Source organism: Pleomorphovibrio marinus (assembly GCF_003347495.1).
Classification (GTDB): Bacteria; Bacteroidota; Bacteroidia; order Cytophagales; family Cyclobacteriaceae; genus Pleomorphovibrio; species Pleomorphovibrio marinus.
The window spans coordinates 554,135-571,182 of the sequence record NZ_QCXY01000002.1 but is presented as its reverse complement, the minus strand read 5'-3'; the positions used below and the strand labels follow the sequence as shown (position 1 = coordinate 571,182).

Sequence of the window (17,048 nt, the reverse complement as noted above, 5' to 3'; positions counted from 1 at the left end):
TGTTTTTTTTGGGAATTTACGAATATTGAAGCAAAAAAAATAATGGTCTGTGTTGCCACAGACCATCTCCAACTGAAGTTATTGCCTGGGTGTCAACTATCATAGACTTCCGGGTTCACGGGGTAAGGCAACCTTTCCCCCTTAAGCCCTGCAATGATGTTTTCCGCCACACAGCGGGACATCTCACCTCTGGTTTCTACCGTAGAGGAACCGATATGAGGGAAAACCACTGCATTTTCCATTTCCAGCAAGGGGTTTCCCGCTTTCATCGGTTCGGGATTGGTCACATCCAGTCCCGCTCCCCAAATTACACCTTTTTCAAGAGCCGAGATCAAGGCTTGCTCATCATGCACCCCACCCCTAGACGTATTGATAAAGATTCCAGTGGGTTTCATCCTCTCAAAGGCATCTGCATTAAACATCCCCTTGGTTTCAGCAGTGAGGGCGGTATGTACCGACACCACATCGCTGCTGGACAATAGCTCTTCGAAACTCACCTTTTTGGCACCAAACTCCTGCTCCGCCTCTTTATTCCTACCCCGGTTAAAGTAAAGGATATCCATGTTCCAGGATTGTTTGCAGATCCTGGCCAACTCCGCACCTATCCTGCCTAAACCCACTACGCCCAAGGTCTTCCCCTCCATGTCAAATCCCAAATCTTCAGTTGGCTGAGCCACTCCCCACTGCCCTTTTTGAATTTTCTTGTGCAGAAATAGCGCTTTTCTGGCTACGGTCAACATCAATAAAAGGGCTGTTTCTGCGGTGGCCCTGTTGAGCACGTTGGGGGTATTACCAATAGGCACACCATTTTTGGTGGCTGCTGCTACATCCACCCCGTCGAAACCTACGGAGTGAAGTGCCACCACCTTGAGGTGTTTGCACTGGGCGAAAAAATCAGCATCAAGTCCACTTTGGCCCGCACTGATAAAAGCATCATGGCCTTTGCAAAAGTAAATTGCCTGCTCTCTATCCAGGATGGTCTTTTCCTTCCACATGGTGTAGGTAATACCCGCTTCTTCGAGAAGTTTCAGCCCTTTTTCCGGGATAATTTTATTGATAAATACGTTCATGGTTGAGTGAGATTGGTGATAGGTAAACAAAGCCATAAAAAGGACCCGGCTTGGCAGCCGGGTACCCTTGTGATTCAATCTTATTTCACATACCGGAAGTCAAACCCCTTGTCAAAATCCTGCAAAAAACCTGCTATAAGGTGGATAACATGAAGGATATCCGATTTACTGGCGGTTTCCACCGTGGTATGCATGTATTTTATGGGTAGACTCACCAATGCGGAAGGTACCCCTCCATTGCTATAGGCAAAAGCATCGGTATCCGTACCGGTGCTCCTGGAAGATGCGGAGCGTTGGAAGGGAATATCTCTTGTTTTTGCGGAAGAGATTAACAAGTCCAGCAATTTTCTGTGTACTGCCGCACCAGTTGGAAGCACAGGTCCCTTTCCGGCTGTATAGTCCCCACTGGTAACCTTATTATATAGGGGTGCAGTGGTATCATGACATACGTCGGTGATGATAGCCACATTGGGTTTGATGTTGGCGGCGATCATCTCCGCCCCTCTTAGGCCTATTTCCTCTTGAACGGCATTTACCACATAAAGTCCAAAAGGCAAATCCAGTTTTTCCTCCTTGATTTTTCGGGCTACTTCGGCAATCATATATCCACCTATTCGGTTGTCCAAGGCCCTACCAGCATAAAACTTGTCGTTTAGTTCAGAAAGCTCGTCTTTGAAGGTCACCACACATCCTACATAGATGCCCATTTCCTCTACTTCTTCCTTAGTCCTGGCGCCTACGTCAATAAAAATATTTTCCATCTTTGGAGGTTCCTCTTTAGCCTTATCCCTTACGTGTATAGCTGGCCAGCCGAAAACCCCATTTACAATCTTATCCTCCGTATGGATATTCACCCGCATACTGGGGGCGATCTGATGGTCTGACCCCCCGTTTCTTACCACGTAAATATATCCCTCGGGAGTGATATAGTTGACAAACCAACTGATCTCATCTGCATGGGCCTCTATCACCACCTTAAAATCTGCCTTGGGATTAATCACCCCCACGGCTGTACCATAGGCATCCGTAAAGTAATCGTCGGTATAGGGCTTTATATAATCCAGCCAAAGTTGCTGTCCCGAAGCCTCAAACCCCGTCGGGGATGGGTTATTTAAATATTTGTAAAGAAATTTTTCGTTAGGTTGCATAATTTTACTTCAATTCAACATTTTTTATTAACAAAATTCGAGCCTTTAGAAACCCCATTTCCAAGTCTTGGTCCCTAATCCAGGAGCCTTAACAAAGTAGTGGTTACAAAGGAAATTAATTTTCGACAAACACCTGGCCAGGATACAAAAAAAGGGACTATTTATCCTTATAATGGAATATTGCCGTGCTTCTTTCTTGGTAAGCTGTCCACTTTATTCTGCAGCATCGCAAATGCCCGGATCAACCTGCCTCTGGTATCTCTGGGCAAAATCACCTCATCGATAAACCCCCTTTCGGCTGCCGTGTAGGGGTTTGCAAATTTCTTTGAGAATTCCGCTACCTTTTCCTCCAGCTTGGCCTCCGGATCTTCGGCACTGGCTATTTCTTTCCTGAAAATGACTTCTGCCGCTCCCTTTGGACCCATCACTGCTATCTCTGCCGATGGCCAGGCAAAGTTGAGGTCAGCACCTATATGTTTGGAATTCATTACATCATAGGCCCCGCCGTAGGCTTTTCGGGTAATTACCGTAACCCTGGGAACAGTGGCTTCCGAAAAGGCATACAGCAATTTGGCCCCATTGCCGATGATTCCGTTCCACTCCTGGTCCGTTCCTGGCAAAAATCCAGGTACATCCACGAGCACGAGCAAGGGAATATTAAAACAGTCACAAAATCTTACAAATCGTGCCGCTTTCCGGGATGAATTGATGTCAAGGACTCCAGCCAACACTGCGGGTTGGTTGCCTACGATCCCTATGCTTTTCCCTGCAAGCCTTCCAAAGCCTACCACAATATTCTCAGCAAAGTCCTTATGGACCTCCAAAAAACTGTTGGTATCCATAATGCCAGCTATAACTTCCCGCATGTCATAGGGTTGGTTGGGGCTTTCCGGGATCAGCTCATCGAGAATTTCCCGAATTTCCTCACCCTTATGTTCATAGGGAATGGAAGGTGCTTCTTCCTCGCAGTTTTGGGGGATATAGGAAAGCAATTTCTTGATATGTTCCACGCAATCCAGCTCATTTGCACAGGAAAAATGCGTGACGCCACTCTTTGAGCCATGAGCGGATGCCCCTCCTAATTCCTCTGCGGTTACCTTTTCCTGGGTTACCGTTTTCACCACATTGGGTCCTGTCACAAACATATAGGAGGTGTTTTCTACCATCAAGATGAAATCAGTAATGGCCGGTGAATAAACCGCACCTCCTGCACATGGTCCCATGATGGCCGAAAGTTGGGGGACTACCCCTGAAGCCAAGGTGTTGCGATAGAAGATGTCCGCATATCCCCCCAAGGAATTTACCCCCTCCTGTATCCTAGCTCCTCCGGAATCATTTAGCCCTATCACTGGCGCACCGTTTTTCATGGCAAGATCCATTATCTTACATATTTTCTCCGCATGGGTTTCGGAAAGTGATCCTCCAAACACGGTAAAATCCTGGGAAAACACATAAACAAGCCGTTTGTTGATGGTGCCGAACCCGGTGACCACCCCATCTCCCAGGTACTGCTCCTTGTCAATGCCGAAATCTTTCCCCCTGTGAGTTACAAAGCGATCCAGTTCCTGAAAGGAACCCTCATCCAAAAGTAGGTCAAGCCGCTCCCTTGCAGTAAGCTTTCCCTTTTCGTGCTGCGAAGTTATCCTCCTTTCACCCCCTCCTTTCAGGGCAAGGTTATTTTTCTCTTCCAATTCTCGAACCTTACCTGCCCTGGTGGACAAGTTATCGGGTTTATCTTTTTTTTGTGCCATTAAAAACTAAGTTTAACCAAATATAGCCACTACACCCCACTATGAAAAATAATTCCCCTATCCATCAATGATATAAAAATTCTCCCCCACCCTTGACTATGACATTAGGTGTGTATTCGGGGTTTAACAACATTTTTTTGAATATAAAGTTAGATATGGATTCGATATTCCATAAACTTCCTATATTCGCACAAAAATTTGGCTGACGCAATGAACCGGAAAGCAGCAGTGATTGACATGGGCACCAATACCTTCCATTTGTTATTGGTCCAGGTGAAAGGGAGAAAATTCCAAACCTTGTATAAGGAAAAAATACCTGTTAAAATAGGCCAAGGTGGTATTTCCCAGAACACCATCCTTCCTGAAGCCCAGAAAAGAGCTTTCCATACACTAGCACATTTTAAAAATCTGATTGCAGGGGAAAACATAGAAGAAACTGCCATTTTTGCCACAAGCGCAGTGAGAAATGCCACAAATGGGGAGAGTTTCGTCCGGCAAATCCGCGAGAAATTTGACCTGCACGTGGAGATCATAGATGGACAGCGGGAAGCAGAGCTTATTTATGGGGGAATTAAGCTTAGTGGCTGTTTGGGTACTTCAACCTCCCTAATGATGGATATTGGTGGGGGTTCTGTGGAATTTATTATTGGAAACCAGGAAGAGATATTCTGGAAGGGGAGTTTCGAGATAGGTGGCCAACGCATGCTGGACCTGTTTCATAATCAAGATCCTATACGCAGTACCGATGTGGAGAACCTGAAAATTTACCTGGGGCAGAAATTGTCTCCCCTAATCAAAGCCATCGAAACCCTAAAACCTCACAACCTAGTGGGTGCTTCCGGAACATTTGATACGCTTTCTGATATCTACGAGGCCAAATCGGGAGTCAAAAAAGACAGGCACTCCCAGCAGCATCAAATACCGATTGCTGAATTCGAGGAAATTTCCTCTCAGCTTATCGGGCTCAACAAACAAGAGAGACTTAAGATTAAAGGAATGATCCCCATGCGGGTGGATATGATTGTGGTCGCTTCATGCCTTATCCAACATATATTGTCTCACATACAAGTCACCTCCATCATTTGCTCTTCCTACAGCTTGAAGGAAGGAGCCGTTGCCGAGCTCTTCCATAAAAAAACAGGAAATGTTTTTGAGTCCTTGGCCGCCATGGAGAAATGATGGACCCTATTCCAGTTTTTTGATTGTTGTGTTTTTTTACCAATTTTACAGCTTCACAACGCTAGAACTCAATTCCCGGAATGAAAAATTACTCTCATGCTGCTTTGCATGCCTTCACGAAAGAAACCCTACAGAAAATAGGATGCCCTGAGAGGGATGCAGAAACTGCTGCGGATGTTTTACTTTCCGCAGATTTACGTGGGGTGGATTCCCATGGAGTGGCCAGGCTCTCGGGATATGTGAGGCTTTGGGAAGTAAGCCGACTGAATGCCAAACCAATACCTCAGGTGGTACACGAAACTCCTAGCACGGCTGTGGTCGATGGGGATGGGGGTCTTGGCTTGGTGGTGGGTCCATATGCCATGCAGGTGGCCATCGAAAAAGCCAACAATGTAGGTACAGGGTGGGTATCGGTGAGAAACTCCAACCACTACGGGATAGCCGGATACCATGCAATGCAGGCCTTACCCCATGATATGATAGGCATATCTCTTACCAATGCCAGCCCGCTGGTAAGTCCGACTTTTTCCAAGGAGCGCTTATTGGGTACCAATCCCATTGCAGTTGCCATACCCGCCCTGCATCAGGACCCATTCGTATTGGATATGGCTACCACCACTGCGGCCAATGGGAAATTGGAAATTCTCATGCGCAAAGGGGAACAGGCCCCTTCAGGTTGGGTACAGGACAAGGATGGCAAGCCCAGCACTAACCCATATGGGGTAAAGGAAGGCGGGGCGCTTTTGCCATTGGGAGGAGACCGGGTGCATGGCAGTCACAAGGGTTATGGCCTCAGTGCTGTGGTGGATATCTTTTCCGCAGTACTTTCGGGTGCGAATTTCGGCCCATGGGTACCTCCATTTGTTGCATTTCTGGAGCCCCACCCCAACCCTGTGGGAAAAGGCCTGGGTCATTTTTTTGGGGCCATGAGAATAGATGCCTTCAGACCCGCGGATGAATTCAAGGGCCAAATGGATACCTGGATCAAAAGATTTAGGGAAGCAACTCCTATTGATGGGCAGGATAGGGTACTTATTCCCGGTGATCCTGAAAGGGAACTTGAAACCAAAAGGAAAAAAGAAGGGATACCACTTTTGCCAGCCGTGGTAGAAGACCTTAAATCCTTAGCCCAAAAGCTGGAAATTGGTTGGATGGAGTAGATTTAACATTTTTTTGGAAAAAATCATCCCAAAACATGACTTTTGTCACACAGGATTTACGTCCCCAACTCTAAATTTGCCGTATATATTAGTAGATAAGCATAAAGACATTATAAGAGATTAAAGTTGGTTAGGTTTGTATTATAAAAAAGGCTCTAGTCGTTTGATTGGAGCTTTTTTGATTTTTGGCTACATTAGGCTTTCGTCTACTTAAAACTTATGATCCAAAGCAAAAGCCTGTCTTTACTCTTCCCTTTCCTTTTCATTTTTGGTATTGCATGTTCCAGCAACAGACCTACATTCCGCATTCTAGAGAAACCAATACAATTTGATGAAGAGAGGGAAAGGCTGTCCCTGGAATATCTGGACAAGCGACACGGCATCATCAAAGAGGATGCCCTTATTGAGCCCCAAATGGTGGTAGTTCATTGGACTGCTGTGTACACCTTGGAGGATACTTATGAAGTGTTCAACCCGGTTTACTTAGGCGGAAGAAAGGATCTCAGCACTGCCAGCAATTTGAATGTATCTGCACATTTCTTGGTGGATAGGGATGGAACCATTTTTCGCTTGCTTCCCGATACCACCTTTGGCAGACATACCATTGGCCTAAATTACATGGCCATAGGTATAGAAAATATAGGAGGGCCTGAAGCTCCCCTTACAAAAGCCCAACTCAAGGCCAATGCCGACCTGATAAATTTTCTGGCAAAAAGGCACGACATATCCTATGTGATAGGCCATCATGAATACCAGGCATTTAGGGGAAGTGAATTATGGAAGGAAACTGACCCTAATTATCTTACGGATAAGAGCGATCCCGGAGATGCATTTATGAAAAAGTTAAGGAAAAGACTGGGGACAAACAGATTTAAAAGTAAACCCTAATACACCCATGGAAAAGGCAATAATTTTAGCAGCAGGGAAAGGAAGTAAGATGTGGCCCTACAATGTAATCCGGCCTAAATGCATGCTACCCGTGGGCAACGAACCTTTGCTTGCTCACCAAATACGAATTCTTAGAAATTTGGGGATAACACAGATTAGGGTGGCTGCCCACCATAAAATAGAAAAAATCCAGCATTATTTCAGAAATGACCCCTCCTTGGATATTCAAGATGTGGGTCCTACCAAAGGCACTGCCGAAACGCTGCGAAAGGGGCTGGAGGGGATTACGGATACCCAGGTGATGGTCCTTTATGGGGATATCATTTATGCAGAAGCTGACCTACAAAGTCTCCTGAAATGCACGGAGCCTTCCGCCTTGGTCGGAAAGCGCAAGGAGTCCGGTAAAAACCATATTGGTTGTACGCTGGATGGGCAAGGGGAATACGTCAAGGAAATCCTCGGTCATAGCAGGGAAAAGACCTCCCATCAATTTTTGGGCTTTGCCTTTCCCCTAGAATGGACAAGCAAACTTGGCAATTCCTCGGCATATTTTCCCCGTGTGGATGTAGGTGTGATGCCCCCAGAGGAAGTTTACTTGGAGGGGGTTCTGTCTGATGTGGTGGAAGATGGGATTAAACTAATGGCTGTACAGGCTTCTGGCCCCTGGCAGGACCTGGACAAGCCCTGGCATCTTCTCGAGTCCAACTATGCACAAGCAATAATCACTTGTCGGGAATTAAGGGCTAATCAGCTTGAGGAAGGAGCCCACATCGACAAGAGTGCACACCTGTGTGGGTTTGTAAGGCTTGGAAAAAACTCCTCCATAGGTAGGAATGTGATAGTTGAAGGCAATCTTTGGGTGGGTGACAATACGCAAATAGATGCCGGTGCATTTTTAAAGGGAGAAAACTGTATAGGAGATAACTGCCTAATCGGATACGGGTGTTACATTGATAAAGGGTCTGTGGTAGGTAACCGCTGCAAGGTACTGCATGGGGCAGAGCTGAGCGGGGTATTGCTGGATAACGTGTACCTGTATCATTATATGGAGATTGCCGGAATAGTAGGAGAAAACACCGATATAGGTGCAGGGACAGTATGCGGGTCACTGAGGTTTGACGATTCCTTCCAGACTCAGCAGGTAAAGGGAAGAAGGGAAAACCTGAAGAGCCAGGAACTTGCCAATGCCTGCTATATCGGGGACCACTGCCGCACAGGCATTAATGCCATCTTACTACCTGGGGTAAAAGCTGGAACAGGAAGCATTGTGGGACCGGGTGTTATGCTTAGTGAAGACTTAGAGGACGAAAAGTTGCTTTTGTTGCAGCAAAGTTTGATAAAAAAAGATTGGTCCACCGACAAATATGGGTGGTGAAAGCCTAAAGTACCTCCTCCCCCTTTTTAAGATAAAAGTAGGATATACCCGCAGCGCCCGTATCGGCCAAGGGAAAAGCAAACCATATCCCCTCTATCCCAAAAAACATCGGCATAATATATACTAAGGGAATCAGAAATATACCCTGCTTGCTCAAAGCCAATAAGAGGGCAGGTTTGGGTTTTCCTACGGCCTGAAAATAGGCACTGCCAATCAGGCTAAAGGCCAATAGCGGGGTAGCCAGAAAAGCCTTCCGCATGGCAGGAATACTTTGGTCAATCAGTTCCGGGTCGGAGGTAAACACCTGCACCAATGGCCCGGTAAAGGATATGATAAGGGCAAAGATCCCTAACGCGATAAGGGTGGATGATTTGAGGGCCAGTTGAATGGCAAATTGCACTCTGCCTTTTAACCTGGCTCCATAGTTAAACCCCACAATGGGCACAAAACCTTGAGTAATTCCCAAAACGGGAAAATTCGCAAACATCATAACCCTATTGATCACCCCATATACAGATAGCCCCATTTCTCCACCATAGCTGAAAAGTACATTGTTGAGCACTATGGCCAAAACACTCACTGTTCCCTGCCTTGCCAGAGTTACAGCTCCCAAGGAACTGATTTCTGAAGCAATATTCATATTTGGCTTTAGCCATTCCGCCTTTATCCGCATGGAGGATTTCCCGAATATGAAAAACCATACCGTATATCCTGCACTTGCCATATAGGAAAGGGTGGTGGCCCAGGCTGCCCCCTTAAGCCCCATATCCAATACCACGATGAAAATCGGGTCAAGGATAATATTCAGGATTGCAGGGACGATCAACGTGAACATGGCTACCTTTGGGTAACCTTCTGCCCTTATCACGTTATTACTCATCATGGCCCAGGCCAAAAAGGGAATACCTATCAAGATGATTTCAAAGTAATCCTTGGAGGGCTCCAATACATCCCCCTTACCTCCAAATAACTTAAGCACCCCCTCCTGGTAATAAAAACTTAACCCCACAAAAATCAGGGCCAGTGTCAAGGTCATTCCGATTTGGTTGCCGAAAGTAGTATATGCCCTCCTGGGGTTTTTGTCCCCAAAGGCCCGGGAAATAATCGACGCACCCCCTACTCCAATGGACATGCCAATGCTGGAAATCAAAAAGGTAATAGGTAGCACAACGGTAATGGTGGCAATGCCCAGGGAACCTACAAACCTCCCGACAAAAATGGTGTCCACGATGCCATAGATAGAAAGCACCAAAATCCCCACTGCTGCCGGAACTGCCTGTTGTAAAAGTAACTTCCCAATGGGGTCTGTCCCAAATTGTGAGTTTTGATGCTTCATAGTGATCCCACTGAGGGAAACTGTATTCCTTCTTTTCGGCAACGAAGCTACCAAATTAAAACCTTCGTCAAAAGTAATTTATGGTAAAGGGCTAAAATGACTTGGTGAACTGAATTTTGATCTTCAATTGCAGGTCTTTAATCACTTTGAAGGTTTCCCTTATGGTGGCCACCTGTACCTTGGTAAGTTTCTCCACAGGAATATAGTTTTCAGGGGATTTCCTTTTCTTGATGATTCTCCATGCCTGTCTTTCCAGCCTAAGTTCCATCAGGTAATAATAGGCTTGGTAAAGTTCCTGGGAAGTAATCTCATCAAACACCCCCTTTTGGGTAAGCAGCTTCAATCTCCTGCCAGTGTTTGTCTCAAAAATCCCTTCGGAAAGGGCGTAGATCCGGATTACTTCCACCATGGGGCTCATGGCCTTTTTGATGTCAAACACCTCCTCGTTTTCCACCTTGAAAGTACGGATGTTTTTTAGCCAGGTCAGCTGGGGGTCAAATTGAAGAGCATTTTGGGTCATATTGAAAAAAAACCGTTCCAGAGGGTGCTTTAACTGGTCAGCCATATACGCCTTAAGGCTGTCCAGCAGAGAAATGTCACCATAAATTGCCCTGCAATCAAAAAAGGTGGCGTAGGTGCGTACCGTTTCCGGGGAAGATTCGGTGAACCATGATTCGTAGTTTTTTTTCCAATGAGACAAGGAATGGGTCCATTTAGGGTTTTTTGCCATAAAACCTCCCTCACAGAAAGAAAAACCAATATCGTGAAGCCTTTGGGATACCTCAGCAGCAAATTCGAGGAAATAAGCCCTGACTTTTTCCCGCTGTTCATTGGCTTTATCCTCATAGATAATGGCGTTGTCCTGATCGGTCTTCAAGGTTTGCTCCATCCTCCCCTCACTTCCCAAAGTGAAAAACACAAAAGCAGCGGGTGCAGGTCCCTTTTCCCGAAGCACGTTTTCAATCACCTGCAAACTGATGGTGTCGGCTATTGTGGAAATGATCTGGTTAACAATTTCAGACCTCACCCCCCTTTGGATCAGCCTATACACCAATGCCGGTACCTGCAACCACTTCTTCCGAAGCTCCTCCTTGGTGGAGGCTTGCTTAACCGACTGAATAAACAAAAACGGGGAGTTGGAAGGCTCGGTTAAAATCTTGTTCCTACTCACCATTCCCACAAAATCTTCATTGGATTTTATTAAAAGGTAACGGGTTTTGGTCTGGAACATCAGGATGAGAGCCTCATAGACAAAGGCCTCCTGATCCAGGTAGACAATGGGGCTGTCCATTATCTCCCCTACCGGGGCGTTTACGGGGACTTCCTGTGCAATTACTTTGTCCCTGAGGGTAATATCGGTAACATACCCCTGAATGTCCCCTTCCTTTCCCACCACAAATATGCAACTGGTTTTTTCATGGGCCATTTGCCTTGCCACCTCCTTGATGGACATGGTGGAAGGACAAAGCTTGATTTTCCTGGGGTGGATTTCCTTTATCCTTTTGGCGTAAAAGTCATCAATGCCGGTATGCGTATCCTCTGTCATAAGCCAATTTGCCTACAAATTAAGAACCAAAAGGCAAGCACAGCAAATTGTACACGGTATAATTTTAACCCAATTGAATGTGAGGGCAATAGGGAAACAGCAGTGGGTATTAGTTGCCAAAGTCCGGAATTTTAAGAAGTAATGTTGTGAATTAATAAAAACTTGCCTTACCTTTGCACAAGCTTTTGAAAAAGGGGTCAAAAACAGGATTTTTTCGGTTTTTGAGTCCTTTTTTAATTAGAATAACATTCTGTAGTTCAACCGGATAGAACATCCCAGCTTTTTCGTAGGGAAGGTTTCAGGGGAGCCTAGCGGATAAAAACCAGAAATGCTGGTTGTTAATAAAAATATTGGTCCTGTAGCTCAACTGGATAGAGCAACTGCCTTCTAAGCAGTAGGTTTCAGGTTCGAGTCCTGACAGGATCACCAGTAATGATTCCGTAGCTCAGCTGGTAGAGCAATACACTTTTAATGTATGGGTCCTGGGTTCGAGCCCCAGCGGGATCACAGTAGAAAAGGGAGACTTGGTTTGGATACTAGGTCTCCTTTTTTTTTACAATATAAACTAGGGCGAGAAGTTTATCCCGAAGCAGGGCTGGTTAGAGGGGATGGTTCGGGAAGCCCCAGCGAGGACAAGACGTTAAGGAAATATCCCTTTGGATATTTCTAGGCTTGGGCCAGATTGCAGCGCTGGCATCTTCTGTCGGTTCACCATACTTAGATTTAAGTAAATAGAGACTTGGTTTGGATACTAGGTCTCCTTTTTTTTACAATATAAACTAGGGCGAGAAGTTTATCCCGAAGCAGGGCTGGTTAGAGGGGATGGATCGGGAAGCCCCAAAGTAGTCATTCAATATCTACATCCCATAAAGTTGTCCATTGGGACCATCACGATTTCACCTACTACTTTAAACACCTCAACTAAAAAAGGATTGTACGATTTGACAACAAAACAATATTCTGTATCCTAACAATAAACTAAATATGTGAATAACTTGTGCACAAATCGCAAAATATTGTGGGAAAATTGTTCATAAATACTTGATTAAAAAATAGGTAATCCTCTGACTACAATCTATATTTGATACTATCAAGTGAGAGATAAAAGGCCGGAAGTAAAATTCCGGATTAAGATCAAAGCACAGAGTTTGGAAAAAAAGGGGTTGTGGCTTAATAACCTAAACCTGAAACGGGGATCCGCAGATTTCCATTAATTCACGCTGGTCTGCCGAAAGGCATTTCAGTAGGTGTTTTAGGATCTAAGATCATGAACCCGGGTAACTGGGGGAAAAGTCAAAATAACTGTAGCTTGGCGTGGTAGGAATACTACGGTCTTCCAATCACGAAACGGGAATAATTCGAAAAGAATTGTTCCCGTTTTTGTATCTAAGCATTTCAGAAACCATAGGTACACCGCGGCTTTCCCGAGTTATTCATGGCGCCTATTCCCCTCATTTGTACCCGCAACAAATACAAACGGCAACAAATCGCCCTTTAGCAACAATGGAGATTGTGCCATAAACTTAGGGATACTTCCTCTGTGAAGTTGTGCTGAATGTACCAGAAAAGGGTGAGATAAGTACACCGTACCCGCTTTACCAGTGACATAAACTTCTTGTCTTTTTGGCAATACCGCTAACTTGTTTGCAAGCTCCATAAATGAAAGCCCTAAATCCCCCTCCCTATACAATAGCCTTGCAACATCAATAGGAGATCCTTTATAAATGACAGTTTGTGCATTTTTTAAGTAACCACATAAACCTACAGCCGATTAAGGAAATTTTCCTAAATTCATTCAAAAAAAATAGAAATCCATACTTAGGGAACCTGCGGGGGAATATTACGGAGGTCTCTAGGATAAATAAGGAATCATGCGGAATGGAACATTACCAAAGAAAAGATAACTTCCCCAAATCAACATGCCGTGAGATAATCGTGTTTTGGGATTTTCAGAACTATTTGTTTTTTCAAAAATAGTACTTATTGAACTATGGCCCTCGGCTTTTTCAAGTATTTATGGGCCATTTTGAAACTGCTCAAACCGGCATATCCTAAGTTCCCGACGGTTTTTGCCCTTTTGGAATGTTGCCTTTTCATGACTTAACCGGCTGTTTCTTTTAGAGCACGTGATCCGTGTGGGATCAGAAGATAAAAGAAGACCCGGTAAGTAACCAGGTCTTTCTATTTTAAAGCAAACTGTTACCGAGAATCCTATTCAGATCACGACAGAAACGTACCAGCATCCAATCAGAAATATTCCCTACAAAAAAACATCCTGGTAATAAACAAACCACTGTCGTCATCCACACCGGCATAGCTCTCAACAGCACTGGTCACAAAAACCAATTTATACCCCTCTGCTTCAAGCTCCATAACCCTAGATGCAATCATGGCGTCGTTGGAAGCGATATTCTGGAAATTAATCCCCGTGGCACTGAAAAAATTCAACAATTTCGCCTCATCAAAGTGATCCACTTTTAGGTCCTTTCTTCTCACAGAGCTTTGTGCAGACCTCTTCCCGTTCGTTCTTGAAGTCCTAAATTGTTCCGTCTCCACCTCGGTCATGTTTTCAATCATGCGGGACCGGCCTAGCCCCATTGGTATGATGGATTCCACCACCGTGACAATCTTCCATTCCTTAAAGGTTTCGTTGACCACTTCCTGGGCTTTTACCATTTGGCCCATCATAAAAAAACCTAGGAAAAACATCATTAGCTTTTTCATTTCGATTCGTTTGTGTTAAAGGTTGAAACATCGTAAGTGAAATAGACATTGGGGAATCTTCTCAGAATAATCATTGAGATCATTTTTTAATTCTCGATTAATGCCTGCAAACGCCTTAGCCCAATGTTTTTATTGCACCAATTAATTTTAAATCAAAAGGAAGACGGCAAACGAAAGGGTTAGGTTGCATGGTTCGGTGCAAAACCACATGATGATGTGATTTATGTGCCTTTACAAAATAACCGTACAACCCAACACGTGAAAATTCCATCTACCCAGAAAATCAATCACAATGCTAAGAAAAATACCCACCCTAATAGCAACCGTCAGTCATGATACCTATAGCCATAACTGAGCGGCCGGACATTCCACTGTTGATCATTCGAACGAACGATGAAAAGTAAATCTGTCATAATCCCCCTATCCTTGGCCCTGCTAGTCCTGCTCCTTGTGTTTTGGCAGCAGTACAGGAATAATTCCTCCACTGTGTATATGGAAGGCAAGGCCTTGGGTGTGGCTTTTTCCCTTCAATACACAGGTGATCCCCAGTGGGAAAAACCCCTGGATTCCATCATTTACAGCTTGGACAAAGTGGTCAATCTACAAAGACCAGATGCTGAAGTCTCCCGGTTTAACCGAAACGGGATCTTGGAAAATTACTCTCCGCATTTGGAAAAGATGTTGGAGGTTTCTAACCATTACCAACAGTTTTCGGGAGGCTTGGTAAGCCATGGTATGCTTCCGCTGATAGAGGCCTGGGGAAGGGACTTCTCCAGAAGAAACCAAATGAGCAAAGCAATGGTGGATTCCCTTAAAGCCCTTGTTTCCACAGAAAATATTAGTGTGGAGGACGGAACTTTAAAAGCCCTTCACAAAGGCAGCAGCATAGATCTTAATTATTTGGATAAAGGCTACCTCATTGATCTCTTGGGTAATTTTCTGCGATCAAAGGGGGTAAACAGTTTCCATATAGAATTTGGCCTAGATGGCTGTGTATTTGGGAAAAACAACCCTAAACAAACCACCAATTTTCTGCTGAACATACCGGAAGAACTCCTGGCTTCACTCTCTGGTAAAGGGAATTTTTCTGTACTAAACCGCTGCTATTCCACTTCGGGAAGTTTTGAGAAATTTTACCTGGATGATAAGGGAAACAAACATTCGCACCTTATAGACCCTAAAACAGGCTACCCTTTAAAAAACGGTATCCTTTCTACCCATATCCTTTCCACTTCGGCACTGGAAGCAGATGCCTTGGCCACCATAGCGATGATACAGGATTTGGAAACAACCAAAGGGTTGATTGAAATGCAGAAAGGGGTAGAAGGGGTGATCATTTACGACGAAGAGGGAGTACTGAAATACTGGACTTCCTCAGGATTTTACAAGTAAAAAAATGTACATACCAAAAATAGAACAACTCATGAATACAACTAAAATTCTGGATAAAGCAGCTAAGGGTTATACCATGCTTTCCTTACTATCGCTGCTCTATGTGAGCCTGCTCGCCATGATTGCCCCACAGAAGATCATGGATATGGTCCATATAAACCTAGGCAACACCGATGCGATCAGCTCCATCCGAGGGGTATATGGAGGAGTAGGTCTCTCAATCTGCTTTTCGCTAGTCTATCTACTATTCCAAAAACCAAACTGGGCCCTAGGCTTTTTAGTGGTGTTTTGGGGATGCTATGCCATAAGCAGGGTTATGACGATTTTGATGGAAGGACTCCTGGGAAATTTCGGTTCCCAATGGTTACTCATAGAAGCTATCCTGTTTTTGCTGGGCGCCGGCCTTTTGACCAGCATTGGTCTGCAAAAAAAACAAGCTATCCTCTCAGGATCCTGATGGATTAAATTGCTGCAAACCCTTTAAAATCAAATATTAATGAAAAAAAAGTAAACAAACTAAACAAACCCTTTTATGAACAAACTGACAAATTACAGCATGGGATGGGTTGCCGCATTCCTACTGGTGCTGATCCTGAGTTCCTGTGAACTCTTTGAAAAACAAGACACATTGGTTGATAGAGAATCTTCCAAGGATTTTATCACCTACTTAGGGCCAGTCGTACAACTGGGGAATGGAAGAATCCAGTCCTTTATCACTTACAACAAATCTCGCATTCCCACTGCACTAGGGATAAAGATGAGTGAGAAATCAATGGAGAACCTCCCTTCCGGCTCCCATGTACATCATTCATCCAATGAGTTTGTACTGAAGCTTCACAAAAAAGCCGAAACAACTCCCTACAAGAATATTGTAGTGAATTGGGAACCAGAAGGTCATGAACCTCAAGGGGTTTATGATCTACCCCATTTTGATTTCCACTTTTACACTATTTCGGAAGAAGAAAGGCAACAGATTTCCGGTTTGGCTCCTGACCAGATGGATCTCGAAATCCCGCTAGCCAAATACCTTCCTGAAAATTACGTTCAATTGCCCGGAAGGGCACCCAAAATGGGGGTACACTGGTTGAATCCAATGAGTCCTGAGTTGCACGGCGAAACCTTTACCAAGACCTTAATTTATGGAACTTCCAAAGGAAAGGTGGCATTTTTGGAGCCGATGATCACGCTGGACTATATCAAGAGCAAGCCTAACCTTTCGGAAGAGTTTCCTCAGCCTGAAGCGGTAGAAGTCGATGCCTACTATCCAAAAAAATACCATGTGGGTTATGACATGAGTAAGAAGGAGTATTTAATCTACCTTACTGATTTTGAATTAAGGAGAGCTGAGTAAAGAATTGGGGTTTCTGGTTCCCTTATCATGGATTGAAGCAAGGTCTTCTCACATGCCGATTGGCTAAGGTGAGAAGATTTTATTTCGATTTAGGCAACCTTAGGACCCTAAACACCATCATTCACAAA

General features: G+C 44.6%; 13 protein-coding genes and 2 tRNA genes. 9 read left to right on the top strand and 6 right to left on the bottom strand.

Translation table 11 applies throughout. The annotated features are described in order from the left end of the window. Nucleotides 1–92: 92 nt before the first annotated feature. The 3 genes from DB520_RS08365 to DB520_RS08355 form a co-directional block, all read right to left on the bottom strand. Nucleotides 93–1,070 carry a 2-hydroxyacid dehydrogenase gene (locus tag DB520_RS08365; protein WP_114749428.1) on the bottom strand — a complete coding sequence of 326 codons (978 nt, stop codon included), beginning with the start codon at nucleotides 1,068–1,070 and terminating at the stop codon, nucleotides 93–95. Nucleotides 1,071–1,150: 80 nt separating this feature from the next. After that, nucleotides 1,151–2,218 carry a M42 family metallopeptidase gene (locus tag DB520_RS08360; RefSeq protein WP_114749229.1) on the bottom strand — a complete coding sequence of 356 codons (1,068 nt, stop codon included), beginning with the start codon at nucleotides 2,216–2,218 and terminating at the stop codon, nucleotides 1,151–1,153. A gap of 167 nt (nucleotides 2,219–2,385) precedes the next feature. Beyond that, a complete protein-coding gene (locus DB520_RS08355) occupies nucleotides 2,386–3,969 on the bottom strand; it encodes an acyl-CoA carboxylase subunit beta (RefSeq protein ID WP_114749228.1) in 1,584 nt (527 codons plus the stop codon). Nucleotides 3,970–4,179: 210 nt separating this feature from the next. On the opposite strand from DB520_RS08355, the gene DB520_RS08350 reads away from it, so the two are divergent. From DB520_RS08350 to DB520_RS08335, 4 genes are all read left to right on the top strand, one after another. After that, nucleotides 4,180–5,148: a Ppx/GppA phosphatase family protein gene (locus tag DB520_RS08350; RefSeq protein ID WP_114749227.1), complete on the top strand. Its 969-nt coding sequence runs from the start codon at nucleotides 4,180–4,182 to the stop codon at nucleotides 5,146–5,148. Between the two features lie 80 nt (nucleotides 5,149–5,228). After that, on the top strand, nucleotides 5,229–6,308 hold the full coding sequence (locus tag DB520_RS08345; protein WP_114749226.1) for an Ldh family oxidoreductase: 1,080 nt from the start codon (nucleotides 5,229–5,231) through the stop codon (nucleotides 6,306–6,308). 219 nt (nucleotides 6,309–6,527) lie between these two features. Then, the gene (locus DB520_RS08340) at nucleotides 6,528–7,196 is read left to right on the top strand and encodes an N-acetylmuramoyl-L-alanine amidase (RefSeq protein WP_114749225.1); all 669 of its coding nucleotides are present in this window, start codon (nucleotides 6,528–6,530) and stop codon (nucleotides 7,194–7,196) included. A gap of 7 nt (nucleotides 7,197–7,203) precedes the next feature. After that, nucleotides 7,204–8,571 (top strand): NTP transferase domain-containing protein, encoded by a 1,368-nt coding sequence (locus DB520_RS08335; protein ID WP_114749224.1) that lies wholly within the window; start codon nucleotides 7,204–7,206, stop codon nucleotides 8,569–8,571. Nucleotides 8,572–8,575: 4 nt separating this feature from the next. Here the strand turns inward: DB520_RS08335 and DB520_RS08330 are convergent, their stop codons facing one another. Then, nucleotides 8,576–9,907: an MATE family efflux transporter gene (locus DB520_RS08330; RefSeq protein ID WP_114749427.1), complete on the bottom strand. Its 1,332-nt coding sequence runs from the start codon at nucleotides 9,905–9,907 to the stop codon at nucleotides 8,576–8,578. 91 nt (nucleotides 9,908–9,998) lie between these two features. Beyond that, nucleotides 9,999–11,453 (bottom strand): DUF294 nucleotidyltransferase-like domain-containing protein, encoded by a 1,455-nt coding sequence (locus tag DB520_RS08325; protein WP_114749223.1) that lies wholly within the window; start codon nucleotides 11,451–11,453, stop codon nucleotides 9,999–10,001. A 352-nt stretch (nucleotides 11,454–11,805) separates the two neighbouring features. On the opposite strand from DB520_RS08325, the gene DB520_RS08320 reads away from it, so the two are divergent. Next, nucleotides 11,806–11,882 (top strand) — tRNA-Arg (locus DB520_RS08320). Between the two features lie 5 nt (nucleotides 11,883–11,887). Beyond that, nucleotides 11,888–11,960: transfer RNA gene (locus DB520_RS08315), tRNA-Lys, on the top strand. 1,740 nt (nucleotides 11,961–13,700) lie between these two features. Here DB520_RS08315 and DB520_RS08295 read toward each other — a convergent pair. Then, nucleotides 13,701–14,177 carry a hypothetical protein gene (locus DB520_RS08295; RefSeq protein ID WP_232834888.1) on the bottom strand — a complete coding sequence of 159 codons (477 nt, stop codon included), beginning with the start codon at nucleotides 14,175–14,177 and terminating at the stop codon, nucleotides 13,701–13,703. Between the two features lie 393 nt (nucleotides 14,178–14,570). Between DB520_RS08295 and DB520_RS08290 the strand changes: the two genes are divergently transcribed. From DB520_RS08290 to DB520_RS08280, 3 genes are all read left to right on the top strand, one after another. Continuing rightward, on the top strand, nucleotides 14,571–15,569 hold the full coding sequence (locus DB520_RS08290) for an FAD:protein FMN transferase (RefSeq protein WP_114749219.1): 999 nt from the start codon (nucleotides 14,571–14,573) through the stop codon (nucleotides 15,567–15,569). A 31-nt stretch (nucleotides 15,570–15,600) separates the two neighbouring features. Then, nucleotides 15,601–16,026, top strand: coding sequence for a DUF4345 domain-containing protein (locus DB520_RS08285; RefSeq protein ID WP_232834887.1), 426 nt, complete (start codon nucleotides 15,601–15,603; stop codon nucleotides 16,024–16,026). 75 nt (nucleotides 16,027–16,101) lie between these two features. Continuing rightward, entirely contained in the window at nucleotides 16,102–16,920 is an 819-nt protein-coding gene (locus DB520_RS08280; RefSeq protein ID WP_157971986.1) for a DUF5602 domain-containing protein, read from the top strand. The last annotated feature ends 128 nt before the right edge of the window (nucleotides 16,921–17,048 follow it).